Raw genomic sequence first — 17,642 nt, forward strand, 5'->3', positions numbered from 1 at the left:
AAAGTCTATATTTTTCCAGTTTTACTGTTTTTCAAAACTCTTATAGTGGTTTTTGGTAAGATATACATCACCGTTTTCTGTATAAATGATACGGTCTGCATTTCTTCCTCCACAATGATAATTTACATCTGCCTCAAAATATTTTTCACCATCCGGAAGTCTTCCTTCTCTGTTCCCAAACTTGTCTCCACCAATAGCTTTGCCAGGAACAGCCTCGCAAAGGTTTCCTTTTGAAGGATCCCAACCCTGGCGTCTGGCTTCACTTTTTGTAATGTAATAGTCGGGTAAATGATGGTTCTTTTTCACATAGCTTATTACGGTTCCTTCTTTTGTCAGTTCCTCGATAGAGTTCTGTCCTTCAGAGTTACTGGAGCCATATTGGTTTTCTGTGGAAGTACTTCCATAGTTTACCGTTTCTATTTTTGCAGGATTTTTATCCGCAATAAAATTCTTATAGATATACATTACAGACATTCCGAAAAGAAGTCCTAAACATATAAAAAAGACGGATCTTATTTTACCATTCATAATAACTTGAATTAATGTAACAATTTACCGATAAGATAATGTAAGTATATTAAAATGACAGAATATTGATAAACTGTTTCATCATTATATAGCTACATTATACGATTTTATTCACTTCTCCATTCTTCCGGAATATCACAAACCGGGATAGGATCTATTTTATGTTTTGCTGCTTTGTGCATTCTGTCGAAAATCAGGAATACTTCTTTATCTCTTCCTTCATAGTCATCTGCTGTTTTGGCTCCGTATTCTTTCTGGATTTTTTCCAGTTCGGGATAGGTAGCTCCAATCTGCTGTTCATCTGTTCGGTCTACATCCCAAAGACCGTCTGTAGGAATTGCTTCCTGAATGCTTTTAATGAGATTAAGTCCTTTGGCAAGAGTGTATACCTCAGTTTTATAAAGGTCTGCAATGGGAGACACATCTACTCCTCCATCACCATATTTTGTATAAAATCCAATTCCGAAATCTTCCACTTTGTTTCCTGTTCCACATACTAAAAGACCGTTCAGCTGCCCATAATAATAAAGAGTAAGCATTCTAAGACGGGATCTTGTATTGGCAAAAGCCAATTTCTCGTTAGGGTAAAGATCTTCTTTTACATCAAATGTTTTGTAAAGCTCTTCAAAAGCGGGAGTAAGATCTACAGACATTATTTCTACATTGGAAAATCTTGATTTCAAATCATTCATATGATCCTTTGCACGGTCTACCTGATCAGCTTTCTGGCGTATTGGCATTTCAATAAGTAAAGTTTTCAGCCCGGTCATTGCTGCCAGCGTAGAAACCACTCCTGAATCTACTCCTCCTGAAACCCCTATTACATATCCGTTTACTCTTGCTTTTGTAGCATAATCTTTTAACCAGCTTACTATATGATCTATTACTTTTTGTGTCTGCATTATTATATTTTTTTAGTCTATTCCAAATTCTTTGGGATATTTTACCACCCCTTTTTTATCTTTTAATCCGTCTTTTATCAGTTCTATGGCCATGCCATTCTCTTCGGGAATTTCAAACGGAAAAGAAATCCCAAAATTACTGGTTTTTTCGTAACCAAAACGTGGATAATATTTTTCATATCCAATAAGGATTACAGATTGATATCCTAACTCTTTGGCAATACGGTGCCCCTCACGGATCAGCTGCCCTCCAAGTCCCTGATTCTGAAATTCAGGTTTCACGGAAACAGGAGCTAGTGCCAGAGACTCAAACGATTCTGAATCATTTACAATTTGGATTTTTGTAAACAGAATATGCCCTACAATTTTGCCATTTTCGTCTTCTGCAACCAATGATAATTCGGGAATAAAAGCTTCAGATTTTCTTAGCTTTTCAACCAGAAAATGTTCCTGATGATCACTTTGCTCCGTATCTCTGAACGCTTCTTCCGTAAGTTCAAAAACCTGTTGGTAATCTTTTTTTTCTTCCTGTCTTATGGTCATCATTTATTGTACATATTTTTCGCGATTCACCTCGTACCAGAAACAAATACCGTCCGGTTCTTCAAATTCGCCTGTTTTTTCAAATCCTAATTTTCTTAAAATATAATTGGAGGCATCATGTTCAGAATGAGCATAGGCGTAGATTGTATCTGCTTTCAGTTCATTAAAACCATAGTCAAGAGAAGCGATTCCAGATTCTACGGCATATCCTTTTCCCCAAGCTTCCTGTACAAAGCGGTATCCCAATTCTAAAACATTTTGATAGCCGTTTACTTCTTTAGTGATTAATTTTAATCCGCTCCATCCTACCATGGTTCCGGTTTCCTTTTCCACAACGGCCAGCCTTCCTACTCCATTTTCTTCATATTGTTTCTGGATCATTTTGATCATTTCTTCAGACTCTCTTTTATCCGTAACCGGAGGCACTCCTATATATTTCATGACTTCCGGATCAGAGTCCATCTTAAACAGCCGTTCCAAATCGCTTTCTTCCAGTTTTCTTAAAATCAATCTTTTCGTTTCTATTCTCATCTTATTATTTGGTTATTAATTTCTGAAGATGGCCATTCCAACTCCTATTCTTTCTTAATTTTCAAACAAATTTCTGCGAATGACTTTATTTATTTTTTACTTAAAATTTTAAAATTCCGGCTTACACAAAAAAGGATGATTAAAATAGAACCGGGAGCTGTAAATATTTTAATTTTCATCATGAATTGTCTATTTAATCCTTATTTTTGTAAACTTAAATTCCATGTAAAAATAATGAAGATTTTTAGATATATTGCGCTTTCTTCTATTTTAGTTGCGGGACTTCAATCTTGCAAAAAAGAACCTGAAAATCAATGGAAGGTAGAGATAAAAACCGCTGCCGAAAAAGTTGAAATAACAGATATTTCAAAGGAATTCTATAATCTAGGTGTTCCGTTGGATCAGTTTAAAGCTAAATTTCCTTGGTTTCAAGGAAGTGTTTCTGATGCAGATTTTGGAAAGAGAAGAACTGATGCAGAGGAAATAAAAATCTATAAAGAAGCTATTGGGAAAATAGATCAGGCTAAATTACAAAAAGAGCTTGGAGACTTATTTTCGCATATCAAACATTATTTTCCACAGTTTAAAACGCCAAAAGTATATTTGTTTTCATCGGCATTACAGATGGTTCAGGATCCTATTTTTTATGATCAGAAAGGAAACCTTCTCTTTATAGATGTTACCGGTTTTATGGGTGATGGAAATCCTAATTATAAAGGTCTGGAATTATATTTTCAAAAATCCATGAATCCACAGAACATTGTTCCTAAGGTTTCTCAATTGTTTGCTGAAAGTATTGTTACAGAATCTCCTGAACACCAGAAATTTATTGATCAGATCATTTTAAACGGAAAAGTAATGATTCTTCAGGATGCTTTTCTTCCTGACTTCCCCGATTATCTGAAAATGAATTACACTCAAAAGCAATATGAGTGGGCAACCAGTAATGAAGCGAATATCTGGAATTACTTTGTAGAAAGCAACCTGATCTTTGGAGATGATCCGAGACTTGGAGAACGTTTTATTTCTCCGGGGCCATTCTCGAAGTTTTATACAGAAATTGACAATGAATCTTCACCGCAAATCGGAATTTTTACAGGGTGGCAGGTTTGTAAATCTTATCTTAAGGAAAAACCAGAAACCAAACTTACTGATTTCCTGAAAATGGATGCGACAACCATATTCAATCAGTCTGGTTATAAGCCGAAACTTAAATAATAGAAAATTTAGAATTTAGAAAAATAGAAAAAATGAGAAAGACTCAGATTACGATAGATGTAGAGCTTGATGAAAATCATGTCCCGGAAAGTATTACCTGGAATGCTCAGGATGGAGGAATTGAAAAGGAAGAAACCAAAGCAACCATGATCTCTGTATGGGATGAAAAAACAATGGAAGCTTTAAGAATCGACCTTTGGACAAAAGAAATGCCTGTAGATCAAATGAAGATGTTCATCCACCAGATTTTAATATCTTTAGGAAATACGTATCAGAGAGCTACCGGTGAGGAGGATGTAGCACAGTGGATGGAACAGATCGCTGAGGAGTTTGCTGTAAAATCTGCTATCAAGTAAAAAACGTTATAAGCAGAGCGCAATAAGCGGTAAGCTTTTTGTATTCAGCTTAGAGCAATTTTAATAAAAACAATTAGCTTAAGCAATATTTTCTAAAGCCTATTGCTTAATGCTCAAGCCTAAAGCAAAAAATTATGAATTTTAATACAAAAGTAATTCACGGAGGGCAGCACCACGAGTCTGCTACAGGGTCTGTAAATGTTCCTGTATTTCTAACCTCTACGTTTGCACAAAAGAGCCCGGGAGTACATTCCGGATATGAATATTCAAGAGCTGCCAACCCTACAAGACAGGCATTGGAAGACTCTTTGGCAAGTATTGAAAATGGAGCGAGAGGATTAGCTTTCGGTTCAGGTCTTGCGGCGATCGACTGTGTTTTGAAATTATTAAACCCAGGCGATGAAGTAGTTGCTGTAGATGACCTTTATGGAGGTACTTACAGAATGTTCACAAGACTTTTTGAAAAATATCAACTTAAATTCACTTTCGTGAATTTTGATGATGCTTCTAAAATTGCAGACGTTATCACAGATAAAACAAAGCTGATCTGGGTAGAAACACCAACAAATCCATTGATGAAGCTGGTAGACATCAAAGCAGTGGTAGAAATTGCCAAAGGAAAAGATATTTTAGTAGCGGTAGACAATACTTTTGCGACTCCTTATATTCAGAGACCAATTGATTTGGGCGCTGATATTGTAATGCACTCTGCCACGAAATATTTAGGAGGTCACTCAGACGTTATTGCAGGAGCCCTTATTGCTAAAGATGCTGAACTAGGAGAAAAACTTCACTTCATTCAGTTTGCTAGCGGTGGTATTTTAGGTCCACATGATTCTTATCTTGTACTGAGAGGAATCAAAACTTTGGCTTTAAGAATGCAAAGACATTCTGACAATGGTCTTGCAGTAGCTCAATACCTTGAGAAACATCCTGCAGTAGATAAAGTAATCTACCCTGGATTGGAATCTCACCCTCAGTATGATCTTGCAAAATCTCAAATGAAGGAAGCGGGAGGAATGGTTTCATTTACTTTCAAATCCGGTAAAAAAGAAGATGCTATCAAATTCTTAGAAAAAGTAAGAGTATTTACATTAGCAGAATCTTTAGGAGGTGTAGAATCTTTAGCCAACCATCCGGCTTTAATGACACACGCTTCAATCCCAGCTGAAAAACGTGCAGAATTGGGAATTACTGATGACTTAGTTCGTTTAAGCGTAGGCATCGAAGATGCAGAAGATCTTATTGCAGATCTGGAGAAAGCTTTTTCTTAATAAACAACAAACTGAAATGAGAAGGGTATTTTATCCTTCTCATTTTATTATCACCTCAAAACAAATATGAAAAACACAAGAAAAGCAACTCCTTCCGATCTACCTCAACTGACCAGGTTATTTGATGAGTACAGAATATTTTATCATAAAGAATCAGACCTCTCTGCGGCAGAAACTTTTCTAAAAGAAAGAATTGATAATAATGATTCTGAAATTTTTGTTGCAGAAGAAGACCAAAAGCTGGTAGGTTTTGTACAATTATACCCTATATTTTCATCCACAAGAATGCAGCGCTACTGGCTGTTAAACGACCTGTATGTCAATACAAATTATAGAGGAAAAGGATATTCTAAGGCTTTGATTGAGACATCAAAAGACCTGTGCAGATCTTCAAAAGCCTGTGGAATTCTACTTGAAACCGGAAAAAGCAACGATATTGGAAACCAATTATATCCATCCTGCGGTTTTGAGCTTTACGATTCTGTGAATTTCTATGAATGGAGCAATTCATAAAACATTAGTTACAACTTATAACACAAAAAAACATGACAGATTTCCAAAAATATATTCAAAGATATTTAGATTTGATTCCTTCTGAAAACTGGTTAGAAGAACTGCAAAAGTCAGAAAATAAAACCATAGGAATCTTTTCTAATCTTACTGAAGAACAATCTACTTTTGCCTATGCAGAAGGAAAATGGACATTAAAAGGAGTACTTCTTCACCTATCTGATACGGAAAGAGTTTTTCAATACAGAATATTGGCTTTTGCCCGAGGAGAAAAAAGCAATCTTCCCGGCTTTGATGAAAACGAATATGCTGAAAAATCTTTCGCCGATACAAGATCGTTGGAATCTCTGCTGGAAGAATATAAACTGGTAAGAAAATCTTCTCAAATTTTACTGAAAACCCTTCAGCCCTCAGCATTACAAAACACTGGTATTGCCAATGGCAATGAGGTTTCTGTAGAAACTATTGGAAAACTTATTGTAGGACACAATTATCACCACCTGAATATCATTGAAGAAAGATATCTATTGAAGCTGGGATGGATGTAAAGTTTTGGCTAAAGCCAGAAGATTTTTTCCTTAATTTTTAAATGGGCTAAAGCCCATTTCTATTGAATTTGATAAAATGTGTTATTATTATATTAAGCATATAATATTTAACAGTTTATATTGAATTGAATATAAATAATGTTGCTATTTTATGTATGCAAATGATATCCGTATCAAAATGTAGTTTAAATTATATTAAATTCCATAAGTACAGCATAACTGTTTCAACCAATTAACACACTCACGATAAAAACATCAATAGAAACGGGCTTTAGCCCGTTTTTCATTTAAGCAAACCTCCATTGGCTTTAGCCAAAACATAATTTTAAAATATTATATTTGATAAAAACAGCACAAATGTCATTTATCAAAATTTATATCCATCTTGTTTTTTCAACAAAAAACAGAGCTCCAATTCTTAACACCTTTGATATACGAATAAAGGTATGGAAACACATTAAAGAATACGCTACAGAAAAAGGAATCTTTTTAGATATGATTAATGGCTACTCAGATCATTGCCATTGTTTAATCTCTCTTGGATCAAATCAGAATATTGAAAAAACTGTTCAACTATTAAAAGGTGAATCTTCTTATTGGATCAATAAAAACCAACTCACAAAAGAAAAATTTGCTTGGCAGGATGAGTATTTTGCAGTCTCAGTTTCTGAATCAATCGTTGATTCTGTAAGGAATTATATTAAAAATCAGGAAAAACATCATCAGAAAAAAAGTTATACTGATGAACATAATGAATTTATTGAAAAATATCATTTTAAAATATAGGTTTTAACTAAAGCCGAAATTCTTCTTTATTTTTTTATTGAATTGAAAAAACAAAACTGTAGTTATCGAATAATATTCACAATATCCGTTAATAGAATAGGACTCAAGCCCATTTAAAAATAAATTCCCCTTCATTATTTTTAGCCGAAACTTATAAAACCAATCATATTTATATCTTAATTTTTTGCCCAAATTTTCCAGATTCTCTACCTTTATCAACTGTTTTAGAATTCAAAAAAATTATGGAAAACATTATTGAAATATTAAAATCCGGCGGCACAATTCTTTACCCTACCGATACCATCTGGGGAATTGGTTGTGATGCTACCAATATAGAGGCTGTCAATAAAATTTTTGACATTAAAAAGCGTGAAAAAAATAAATCGATGATCATTCTTGTAGAATCTGAAAAGAGACTTCAGGATCTGGTGGACGTTCCGGAAATGGCCTGGGAAATTATTGATCTTAGTGAAAAACCGGTAACCATTGTGTATGAAAACCCAAGAGGACTTCCTAAAGAACTTCTTGCCGAAGATGGCAGTATCGGTATCCGATTGGTAAAAAATGATTTTTGTAAAAGATTGATTTCAAAGCTGAACAAACCACTAGTCTCAACATCTGCTAACTTCAGTGGTGAAAAGAGTCCGTTGAAATTTTCAGACATTTCTGAAGAGATGATCAACCTTGTAGATTACGCTGTGGAAGAAGACAGAGAAAAAGTTTCAAAATACTCAGGGTCTTCGGTGATCAAAATATGGGCAGATAACAGGATTAAAGTTCTTAGAGAATAATAATATAGGAACAATTCATATTTTTTAGGGTCTTGGCGGTATATATCGGCAGGATTTCTTTTTTTTAATTTTATCTTTGCAAACTCATCTCATAAAATATACTGTATGAATCATCAAGAATTTGCTCAGGTATGGGTAGATGCCTGGAACTCTCATGATTTGGAGGATATCCTCTCCCATTATTCTGAAGATATTGAGATTACAACTCCAATGATAGCCATTGCTACAGGTGGTAAAGAAAGTTCTTTACAAGGGAAAGCATCTATTCGGGAATATTGGCATAAGGCCCTGGATAAATTTCCGGATCTTCATTTTGATTTGATTCATGCCACTGCAGGAGTAAATTCTGTAGCACTATTTTATAAGTCGATCATGGATAAACATGCCATTGAGGTTATGTTTTTTAATGAAGAAGGGAAAATTAATAAAATGTATGCCCATTATGATTAATGAGCTGCATCGGTAGAAACAGACACTATTATTAACGATGAAAATTAATCTTACTCAAAATAAGAATTTAAAACTATTTAAAATCATTTCTGAAGCAGCGGAAAGGAATAATCAGTCCGTGTATATTGTGGGCGGATATGTTCGCGATCTTCTGATGAAAAGAAAAGCTTCCACCGATATTGACTTTGTAACGGAACAAAGCGGTATTGAGCTTGCTCAGAATGTTGCTCAGGATATTGATCCTAAATTAAAGGTTTCCGTTTTCAAAACTTATGGAACCGCCATGATCAAGTATAAAGATCTTGAGCTGGAATTTGTTGGCGCAAGAAAAGAAAGTTATACAGAAAACAGCCGAAAGCCGGAAGTAGAAGGCGGAAGCCTGGAAGATGATCAGAAAAGAAGAGATTTCACCATCAATGCAATGGCGATTTCTTTAAATCAGCATAATTTCGGAGAACTCATCGATCCGTTTAATGGGATTGAGGATCTTGAAAAAGAAATTTTAAGAACGCCATTAGAACCTGCTCAAACGTATTCTGACGATCCGTTGAGAATGATGAGAGCTGTACGTTTTGCTTCTACATTAAGCTTTACGATTGAAGAGAATTCTTTAAACGCCATCAAACAGGAATCTGAAAGAATCAAAATTGTATCTATGGAAAGAATCATGGTGGAATTCAACAAAATCATGCTTTCTGCAAAACCTTCTGTAGGCTTAAGTTTAATGGAAAAAACAGGACTTCTGAAACTGATTATCCCTGAACTTCTAGAACTGAAGGGGGTGGAAGAAGTGGAAGGACAAACCCACAAAGACAACTTCTATCATACGCTTGAAGTAGTAGACAATATTTCATTGAATACAGAGAACCTTTGGCTTCGATGGGCAGCATTGCTGCATGATATAGGTAAAGCGCCAACCAAAAAGTTTGTAGAAGGTACAGGCTGGACTTTCCACGGACACGAGTTTCTAGGTTCAAAAATGGTAAAAGCTCTTTTTCAGAGGTTAAAACTCCCTTTAGGAAGTGATATGAAGTACGTTCAGAAAATGGTAAAACTATCTTCCCGCCCTATCGCTTTGATTACGGATGATGCTTCTGATTCTGCATTAAGAAGACTTTTATTTGATGCCGGAGAAAACCTTGAGGACCTTTTCACTCTTTGTAAGGCAGATATTACTACTAAGAATTCTAAAAAACAGGAGAAATTCAAAAGAAACTTTGAATATGTTGCCGTAAAAATAAAAGAAGTAGAAGAAAAAGATCAGGTAAGGAACTTCCAACCTCCTATCACAGGAGAAGAGATCATGGAAATGTTTAATCTTAAGCCAGGCCGTGAGATCGGGATTTTAAAAGAAAAGGTAAAAGAAGCCATTCTTGAAGGCGAGATTCCCAATGAAAAAGAAGAAGCTACCAAGTTTGTGATTGCTGAAGCAGAAAAACTGGGATTAACATTGTAATTCTATTATAGATAAAAATAAGCCCGGCGGGATCTTCGATCCCGCCGGGCTTATTTTTTTCCCATCTTCTCTGAAAACAAACCCGGGCGGTTTCGAAGAAACCGCCCGGACAAAAAACACAAATGATGAAAAAAAATAAAAAATTATATTTTCATATGCTGTTTGGTACATTATGGATTTACATATGCTCCATTGGCCCCTAGACCTCCTGTTTTGAAGCTAGAAATCTTGCTTCCATTCGCTGCAGAATATACAGTCATTTCACTTTCTGCTTTAAAGCCTTTAACATCCGATGCAAAGATTTTTCCATCAACAACATTAAAGCCGTATAATGTAAAATAAGCACCTCCTCCATCTGAGGCTGTTAATAAAGCAGTGGTAGGAACAGTAGGAGTTGCTACACTTGTAGTATATACTTTAGTTCCTGAACTGAAATAAAATTTACCATTATCGATCTGAAGATTTGTAGCATTTGGAATTCCTGTTAAAGTAATAACAGGTGTAATTGTTCCTGTACTGGAAATCTTATAGATATAAGAATCTGTAGTTGTTGAAGAAATAGTATACACATTTGTATTATCTGAAACAATTCTGTTGATGTCACCGTTCGGAACGGTAATCTGCGTCATATTATCAGTCGCTGTATTAATATAGGTCACTTTATTTCCTGATCCAAATGTAGCATTCTGTACAAATACATTTCCTCCGGCTTGTACAATTTTATCTATATTTTCAGTAAAATCGGTTTTCTTTACCAGTGAAAGGTCAGAAATTTTATATTTTGTTACACTTTTAGCGCCTGAAGACAAATTCATATTAGTAACATAAATAAATCCATTTGCAAAGGCAATCCCTCTTGGGTTGTTAATCTGATCCGTGATGGTCCCTACTTTTTTAAAAGTATAACGATCTACAACAACAATTTTATTAGAATTGTTCATCACAAGGTATGCCTTGTTACCGTCCAGACCAATGGTCTGAAGAACATCTCCCAATATTTCGTTATTGTTATTGTAAGCATAGATATTATCCTGTTTCAGGCCTAAATCTCTTGTAAGGAACATTACGTTAGCTCCATAGGACTGAAAATTTCCTTCATTGGAAATTAAATATCCGTTCTGGTAAGTGATAGGTGATATTTCTATGTTATCACTATCATTGCTACACGAAATGTTAAATAACAATACAAATGCAAATAGTACCGTTAAAATTCTAGTTACTCTCATAATATATTAATTTTAGTTTTTAAAAATTAATGGCTGCATACACTCCATAATTTCTTTTAGGTAAAGGATAAAAAGAAACTGTTTTGTAATAAGTGTTTGTTATATTATTCACTTTAACACCTAGAGTATATTTCTTTGAAACTGTTGCCGAAATTCCTGTATTTAAAATAAAATAAGGATCAATCGCCGTATCTCTTTTTTCATCCGTTCCTGTATATGTAAGGCCATTCACAAGTGCCTGAGCATACAATTTGATAAAACCATATTCATAATCCAAATTGGCTGTTCCACGGTGCATTGGAATATAAGCTAATTGTTTCTTAGACTCCTTATCTATCGATTTGGTATAATAATATCCTGCACTTATTCCTATTTTATGGTTTCCGAATTGTTTATTAAAAGACAACTGAGACTCCAATCCGTAAGATTCTGTTTTGTTGACATTAAAGGCCTGCCAATATCCCAGAGCTGTTGGCATCCATACAATAAGATCGGTTCCTTCCAAAAAGTAAGGAGACACATTCAGTTTAAAACTTCCTACTTTAAATTCGTGGTTCATGTCTACCTGAACAGAAGTTTCCGGTCTCAGATCTTTATTTCCTCCCGGTTCGTAATAGATATCATTAAATGAAGGATATCTGAAGTTTTTAGACAAATTAAGTCCTACATTATACCATTTTGAAGTGTTCCATTTTCCGGAGAATGAGAACAAAACCGGAGAACTGATGTCTTCTACAAAATCTTTTTTGAATCCCCCTTCAAAGCGCAGATCCTTCGTTGCAAAATACCTCAATAAGGCAGAAACAGAACCTATATTTCGGCTTACATTCGTTATTCCACTTTTGTAACCTTCCCCTTTATTCACCTGAAATTCTCCAATAAGGTTCACATTCCATTTTGAATTCAGGAAATAGTTGAAATCATTTTTTACAATATAATTTTTCCCTGTACCACCGCTGGATTTAGGAAGATTTAAATCTCCATAATACTGGAAGTTTTCTTCGGTATATGCCGCTTTGAATGCGTTACTGAATTTTGCTTTATTCCAGTCCCAGGCAATAAGACTTCTTACACTTTGGGTTTTATATTTTGTTTTGGTTGCTGTTTCTTCGTATACTGGGTAATGCTGCGAAGAGTCAAAAAACTGACTTTGCCATGATACCTTGTGCTCGTTGGTTACTTTATAGGAAGCCCCTACGTTGAAGGATGTATTGTAGTAATTTCCGTTCCTGTTGATGTAGTTCAGGTCACTTACTTTATAATCGTTTTCACTTACAGAATAATTTCCCGAAGCTTTAAAACTGAACTTATCATTGCTGTAAGAACCTTTAAGAAAGTTATTAAAAGTATTAAAAGAAGCAACTTCTGAAAATAATGAACCATGGAACCCTTTATTAAAATCCAGGGTATTGTTCATATGAATACTTCCGCCCACTGCTCCACTTCCGTAGATGACACTTCCGCCGCCGGCTTTTATTCCAATCTGATCATATCCGAACAAAGGCATATTGTTGATATCTCCCTGTCCTAAAAAATTAGAATTGATATTAATTCCGTTCCATACAAAGGCGGTCTGCTGTGCAGTAGTTCCCCTGAAAGACGGTGAAGAAACAGCACCACGGCCATTTTCCTTAATATAAACCTGCGACTGAAACCTCAGCAGTTCGGAAAGATTGGTGGAATTTTTCTCAGTATCTTCGGGAGAAATGGTTTTCACAGGGTGAAAGAGCTTCACTCTATTCATCTGGTTATCGAAGATGTAAATCGTATCAATGACTTTCTCTTGCCCGAAAAGAAAACAACCATACGATGAAAAAAGCAGTACTAAAGATCTTTTTATATTCATATTAATGCACTTTTCCTCCGAAAGCAATATGTTTTTTATGATTATGATTCTGGCAGGTCTCCTGACTTTCGCATTCTGCACCTTCCCGTGATACACAGTGGTTGTTTGCAGAAACTTTTGTTGCGATTTACAGTTGCGGGGACAGTCCGGGAGTTACACCCGATTCCCTTTTCATTCCAATACACTGGAAACCAAATTTCTTGCAAAGATAGCTTTTTATATCTATTTGCCAAAGATCCCTGAGATCATGATCAATACTTTTATTCTTCCTTCATTTCATCTCAATATCATATAGAAAAATGGCCATTTTCAATATTGAAAACAGCCATGTAAAATCCCACTTTTACTATTGATGATATGAATTTAAAACTATATCCGAATTTATTTTTTAATGAATTTATAGGATTCCATCTTTCCTCCTTTCAAAGAATACTGAAGGATATAATTTCCTTTAGATAAAGATGAAACATCCACCTGATTATGTATAGAACTAAAAGTTTTTACGATTTGCCCTACCATATTGTAGATCTCTGCTTTTTCTATTTTTTCTGTTCCTTGTATGTATAAAATATCTGATACAGGATTTGGATAGATGCCCGTCACAGCTTTCTCTTTAACAATATCATTCACAGATAAAAATTCTGAAAGATCCAGGTAAAACCCAACAATCTGATTGGATGCATTAGTACCTACCCCTGCTATCTTCTTTCCATCCTGGGAAATTGCCAATGGAAGCCCCATAGAGACACCGTTGGTTGCAATTCCTAATGATGTGGCATAATCGTTCAGATTAATACGACCTCCGGCTTGAGTCCAGATAAAGCCTTCCCCCGACATTGGCGGAGCCCCAAATGCTCTATAAAAACCTATAACGGTAGATCCGTCAGCCGAAATACCTGTTGCACCCCCTTTAAAGCTGAATGATGCATTAGGATGTGTTATATAAGTAAGCCCCGTAACTGTATTCCAAACATAAGGATTAGGGTTTGCCGCTCCAATTATTGTATTTCCGTCTGCAGAAACACCTCCTGCTTCCCCTACATTATTCCCGTTATTATCTGTAATAAAACTTTCTACTCCGTCTATCCATTTAGCCCCGCTTCTTGTTCCTGTTGCCTCGTCCTGCCATCCTACTACTACTGTCCCTGCAGCACTTATTGCATTTGCTCTGGAACTTCTTCCGGCAACCATACTTCCTAAATCTATAACTCCGCTTACCGCGTCCCACTTTACCGCATGAGCATTGGCTGCAGTAAGATAACCCAATCCTACAATGGTACTTCCGTCTATCGACATTCCCCAGGTAGAACTTACACTGCCATCCCAACCTGTAGGAACAAGCCCACCTCTGTTGGTCCAGGTAGAATTGGTAATATCATACGTTGATATTTCATTAAAACCCGTAGTAGAATTTGTAATCGTAGATGCTATTTTAGTTCCGTCATTAGAAACTACCGTTTTTCCTGAGGCAGGATATCCGTTTGAGATTGATCCAATCTGTACCAATCCGCCAGCAGCAGACCATTTGAATATAGCGCCCGCACTGGTATGCATACTTACAACACCATTATTGGAAACTGCCCCTACATTATAATTACCAAGTCCCATTACGGTAAGCTGAGCATCTGCCATTCCAACTTTTAAGAAGAAACAGAACGCTACTACTTTCATTGACATTTTGTAAAAGTTTTTCATATATTGTTATATTTAGCATTTTGATTTAGCGAAAACAATATTAATATTATATTTACCCAATTAAAAGAAATTGGCTTTCAGAATTCGTGAATTTTAAAAGAATTTAAACAGTAAAAACTTAATAATCAAACACATAATAAAACCTCATTTTGAAGATGGATTTCATGAAAATCATTCAAAAAAACACAAAAAACAATTTATTATTTAGAGACGTAATTGAAAATAAGGGGAAAATTCTACTGCTGATACTTGTATTTTGGTCTGTTACCATGAATGGGCAGCTTAGCCAGGACTTTAGTATTTTATCAGATAAAGCGTTTCAGAAACTCTATCAAAACTCAGATGAATGCATCAGCTATGCTCAGGGAATACTTGTAAATGATCAGGATGCAGAGCATCAGATTGTACTTCAGAATATTATTTCTCAGGCTTTTGCCATGAAAGGAGATTATGTACAGTCTGTGAATACGTTCTCACAAAAAGAAGATTCTGATCAGAGCCGGAAGCTTTCTTACTTTATGCAGATCTTCAGTGCTTATAATCTTGCGGATCAGTATCAAAACCTTGGGCTGTACAATCAGTCTAAAAAAATTATAACCGACCTTCTTTCAGATCAGAAACTCCTCAAAAGCAGTGATCTTAAACTCAGGATCACCACCGCAAAACTCTATCAGCTGCAAGCTCTGAATTTTGGAATTAATAAAGATTATTCTTCAGCCTTAAAAGACCTTGACAAAAGTGATCAGTATCTGGATCATCATAATGAAGAAAATAAAATAATCGCGATGGAAAACAGGATTTTCCGTTCCTTTTATTGGATGAAGCAAAACAAAATGTCTGAATACAAAGTACTGATAGAAAATATTATTAATGAACTCAACAATCAGGAAAGTCAGCCGTTTTTGCTGGGCCTGGCCTATGAAAATATTTCCCAGTACTATTTTTTGAAACAGGATTACAAAACAGCCATTCAGCAGTTGGAAATTGGACTTTCATTGGTGGAAGACCTTCCTTTCAATAATCTGAAAATTAAATTGTACGAATCATTATCCAGAAATTATTTCGCTCTGCATGACGATGCTAAATACCATCAATACTACAAATTATACAATGATTTGAAAACAAAAACAGATTCCAGCACAAAAGAAGGAATACGTTATATTGTAAAGCTTGTAGAAAATAATCAGAACAAAAGCATTGAATTTCAAAAGCAGACCTCGCTTAGAACCCTACTCCCTTTAATGATCTTTTTGTCCCTTATCATTATAGGATTGCTTGTTTATTTCATCGTCGAAAAAAATAAAAATAAGGACTTAAAGAAACAATTCGATTTCTTTGAAAGACAGAGTAGAAAACCGTCCCCAATCACTATTGTATCCAAAAATTCTTCTGATCCCGAAAAAATTACAACAAAAGATCCTGGAGTTTCCAGAATATCGAAGGAAAAGGAAGATGAAATTCTCCAAAAACTTGAAGAATTTGAACTGTCAGACCGATATCTTAATAAAAACATGTCGCTATCGGTGCTTTCCTCACAGATGGAAGTGAATACAAAATACCTGTCTGAAATTATCAATAACAACAAAGAGAAAAACTTCAATGGTTATATTAACAAACTAAGGATCAACCACATTGCCCAACTATTAAAGAATGATCCTACCTTCCTCAATTATAAAGTAAGCTACCTTGCGGAATATGCAGGTTTTTCATCACACAGCGCATTCACAACGGTTTTCAAATCGGTTACCGGAATGTCTCCCAACACTTATATTCAGGAAATCAGTAAAAGCAAAACTTTATGACCAATTTTTTTAAAATACTGTTGCTGGTTCTATTACCTTTTTCTACCGTAAAAGCTCAGAATACCTCAGATAGTGCTCTGATCAGAAAAGCCCGTCTTCAAATTTATGACAATCCCGACCGCACGATTGCCATCGGAAAACAGCTTTTAAAAAAAGAACATACCATCAAAACCTCTATTGATATTTATATGCTACTTTCTACCGCTAATATTGCCAAGAGAAATTTTGATGAATCTTTAAAGTATATTTTAAAAGCTAAAGAACTTTCACAGAAAACCAACGACACCAAAAGCCAGGTAAGCGTCCTCATTGCCGCGGCCATACAGTATCAGCAAATGGAACTCTTCAGCAAGAGTCTTGAAACATTGAATGAAGCTGATCTCTATCTGAAAAAATTACCTGAACATACTTCTGAAAAATATGGTGAAACGGCCAGAAGCTATGCCATCAGAGGAATGATCTATAAAAGCCAATCTAATTCTGAGATTGCTCTGGAAAAGTTTTTGATTTCTATACAGAATTTTGAAAGAGTACCTTTAAAAAGAACCGCTTACTCTAATATGAGTGTGGTATATTACAATATTGGCTACTGTTATCTTAATCTCAATCAAATTGACAGAGCCCAACAGTCCTTTTTACAGTCGATAGATTATGCCCGAAGAAACCAAGCTAAAAGTCTGGAAGCATTCGCCCTGAAAGGAATGGCAGAACTCTACAAACAACAGCACAAAAATCAGGCAGCGCTGGATCTTTTGACCAATGCAGAAGCTCTTTCTAAAAATACGGGAGATATTACCCTGAATGAAGGAATCTATAAAGAAATGGCAGACAATTATCTGGCTATTGGAAAACAGGATTCGTTCCAGCTGTATAACAAAAAGTTTTTTGAAATGCGCTTTCAGAGAAAGCAAAACGAATTGGTTTCTATAAATCATGTCATCAATGAACATAATAAAGAAACTCTTGTCAAAAGTGAAGCGCTAAAATCTTACTACAACAATATCCAAATGATCTCTGTGGTCATAGGAACTATTCTTATCGCTCTTCTCTCCTATTGTATCATCAAAATAAGAAAGCAGAATAAAATGTTCCAAAAAAGAATACAGCACATCATCAGAACTTCCTGATTGGCTTACAATAAAAAAACATTCCGGGTTGCGGAATGTTTTTTATGATGTAT

Annotated in this window: 18 protein-coding genes and 1 riboswitch; of the genes, 11 read left to right on the forward strand and 7 right to left on the reverse strand. The window is 35.3% G+C overall.

Annotated elements, in window-relative coordinates; translation table 11 throughout:
* Positions 1-21: 21 nt before the first annotated feature.
* The 4 genes from ACQ76T_RS12820 to ACQ76T_RS12835 form a co-directional block, all read right to left on the reverse strand.
* Positions 22-528: a ribonuclease domain-containing protein gene (locus ACQ76T_RS12820; RefSeq protein WP_431343674.1), complete on the reverse strand. Its 507-nt coding sequence runs from the start codon at positions 526-528 to the stop codon at positions 22-24.
* A 107-nt stretch (positions 529-635) separates the two neighbouring features.
* Positions 636-1,430: an NAD(+) synthase gene (nadE, locus tag ACQ76T_RS12825; protein ID WP_431343675.1), complete on the reverse strand. Its 795-nt coding sequence runs from the start codon at positions 1,428-1,430 to the stop codon at positions 636-638.
* Between the two features lie 12 nt (positions 1,431-1,442).
* Positions 1,443-1,973, reverse strand: coding sequence for a GNAT family N-acetyltransferase (locus ACQ76T_RS12830; protein WP_431343741.1), 531 nt, complete (start codon positions 1,971-1,973; stop codon positions 1,443-1,445).
* A 3-nt stretch (positions 1,974-1,976) separates the two neighbouring features.
* Positions 1,977-2,504, reverse strand: a complete 528-nt coding sequence (locus tag ACQ76T_RS12835; RefSeq protein ID WP_431343676.1) for a GNAT family N-acetyltransferase — start codon at positions 2,502-2,504, stop codon at positions 1,977-1,979.
* 234 nt (positions 2,505-2,738) lie between these two features.
* Here ACQ76T_RS12835 and ACQ76T_RS12840 point away from each other — a divergent pair, with 234 nt between their 5' ends.
* From ACQ76T_RS12840 to ACQ76T_RS12880, 9 genes are all read left to right on the forward strand, one after another.
* Positions 2,739-3,722, forward strand: a complete 984-nt coding sequence (locus ACQ76T_RS12840) for a gliding motility protein GldB (protein WP_431343677.1) — start codon at positions 2,739-2,741, stop codon at positions 3,720-3,722.
* A 32-nt stretch (positions 3,723-3,754) separates the two neighbouring features.
* Positions 3,755-4,078, forward strand: coding sequence for a gliding motility protein GldC (gene gldC / locus ACQ76T_RS12845; protein ID WP_422693623.1), 324 nt, complete (start codon positions 3,755-3,757; stop codon positions 4,076-4,078).
* A gap of 134 nt (positions 4,079-4,212) precedes the next feature.
* Positions 4,213-5,352, forward strand: coding sequence for a cystathionine gamma-synthase (locus ACQ76T_RS12850; RefSeq protein ID WP_431343678.1), 1,140 nt, complete (start codon positions 4,213-4,215; stop codon positions 5,350-5,352).
* Positions 5,353-5,418: 66 nt separating this feature from the next.
* Positions 5,419-5,865: a GNAT family N-acetyltransferase gene (locus ACQ76T_RS12855; RefSeq protein ID WP_431343679.1), complete on the forward strand. Its 447-nt coding sequence runs from the start codon at positions 5,419-5,421 to the stop codon at positions 5,863-5,865.
* Between the two features lie 32 nt (positions 5,866-5,897).
* The gene (locus ACQ76T_RS12860; protein WP_431343680.1) at positions 5,898-6,410 is read left to right on the forward strand and encodes a DinB family protein; all 513 of its coding nucleotides are present in this window, start codon (positions 5,898-5,900) and stop codon (positions 6,408-6,410) included.
* Between the two features lie 357 nt (positions 6,411-6,767).
* Complete coding sequence (tnpA, locus tag ACQ76T_RS12865; protein WP_431343681.1) at positions 6,768-7,196, forward strand: IS200/IS605 family transposase; 429 nt, start codon at positions 6,768-6,770, stop codon at positions 7,194-7,196.
* A 242-nt stretch (positions 7,197-7,438) separates the two neighbouring features.
* Positions 7,439-7,987 carry an L-threonylcarbamoyladenylate synthase gene (locus ACQ76T_RS12870; RefSeq protein WP_431343682.1) on the forward strand — a complete coding sequence of 183 codons (549 nt, stop codon included), beginning with the start codon at positions 7,439-7,441 and terminating at the stop codon, positions 7,985-7,987.
* A 105-nt stretch (positions 7,988-8,092) separates the two neighbouring features.
* On the forward strand, positions 8,093-8,437 hold the full coding sequence (locus ACQ76T_RS12875) for a nuclear transport factor 2 family protein (protein ID WP_431343683.1): 345 nt from the start codon (positions 8,093-8,095) through the stop codon (positions 8,435-8,437).
* A gap of 37 nt (positions 8,438-8,474) precedes the next feature.
* Positions 8,475-9,893 carry a CCA tRNA nucleotidyltransferase gene (locus ACQ76T_RS12880; protein WP_431343684.1) on the forward strand — a complete coding sequence of 473 codons (1,419 nt, stop codon included), beginning with the start codon at positions 8,475-8,477 and terminating at the stop codon, positions 9,891-9,893.
* 170 nt (positions 9,894-10,063) lie between these two features.
* Here the strand turns inward: ACQ76T_RS12880 and ACQ76T_RS12885 are convergent, their stop codons facing one another.
* From ACQ76T_RS12885 to ACQ76T_RS12895, 3 genes are all read right to left on the reverse strand, one after another.
* Complete coding sequence (locus tag ACQ76T_RS12885) at positions 10,064-11,119, reverse strand: YncE family protein (RefSeq protein WP_431343685.1); 1,056 nt, start codon at positions 11,117-11,119, stop codon at positions 10,064-10,066.
* Between the two features lie 19 nt (positions 11,120-11,138).
* Entirely contained in the window at positions 11,139-12,965 is a 1,827-nt protein-coding gene (locus ACQ76T_RS12890; RefSeq protein ID WP_431343686.1) for a TonB-dependent receptor plug domain-containing protein, read from the reverse strand.
* A 34-nt stretch (positions 12,966-12,999) separates the two neighbouring features.
* Positions 13,000-13,176: riboswitch (cobalamin riboswitch) on the reverse strand.
* A 170-nt stretch (positions 13,177-13,346) separates the two neighbouring features.
* A complete protein-coding gene (locus ACQ76T_RS12895) occupies positions 13,347-14,660 on the reverse strand; it encodes a T9SS type A sorting domain-containing protein (protein ID WP_431343687.1) in 1,314 nt (437 codons plus the stop codon).
* Positions 14,661-14,824: 164 nt separating this feature from the next.
* Here ACQ76T_RS12895 and ACQ76T_RS12900 point away from each other — a divergent pair, with 164 nt between their 5' ends.
* Positions 14,825-16,462, forward strand: a complete 1,638-nt coding sequence (locus ACQ76T_RS12900; protein WP_431343688.1) for a helix-turn-helix domain-containing protein — start codon at positions 14,825-14,827, stop codon at positions 16,460-16,462.
* Positions 16,459-17,589, forward strand: a complete 1,131-nt coding sequence (locus ACQ76T_RS12905; protein ID WP_431343689.1) for a hypothetical protein — start codon at positions 16,459-16,461, stop codon at positions 17,587-17,589. The genes ACQ76T_RS12900 and ACQ76T_RS12905 overlap by 4 nt, the downstream gene beginning before the upstream one ends.
* The last annotated feature ends 53 nt before the right edge of the window (positions 17,590-17,642 follow it).

The sequence above is a fragment of the Chryseobacterium sp. JK1 genome, from assembly GCF_050632815.1.
Classification (GTDB): domain Bacteria; phylum Bacteroidota; class Bacteroidia; order Flavobacteriales; family Weeksellaceae; genus Chryseobacterium.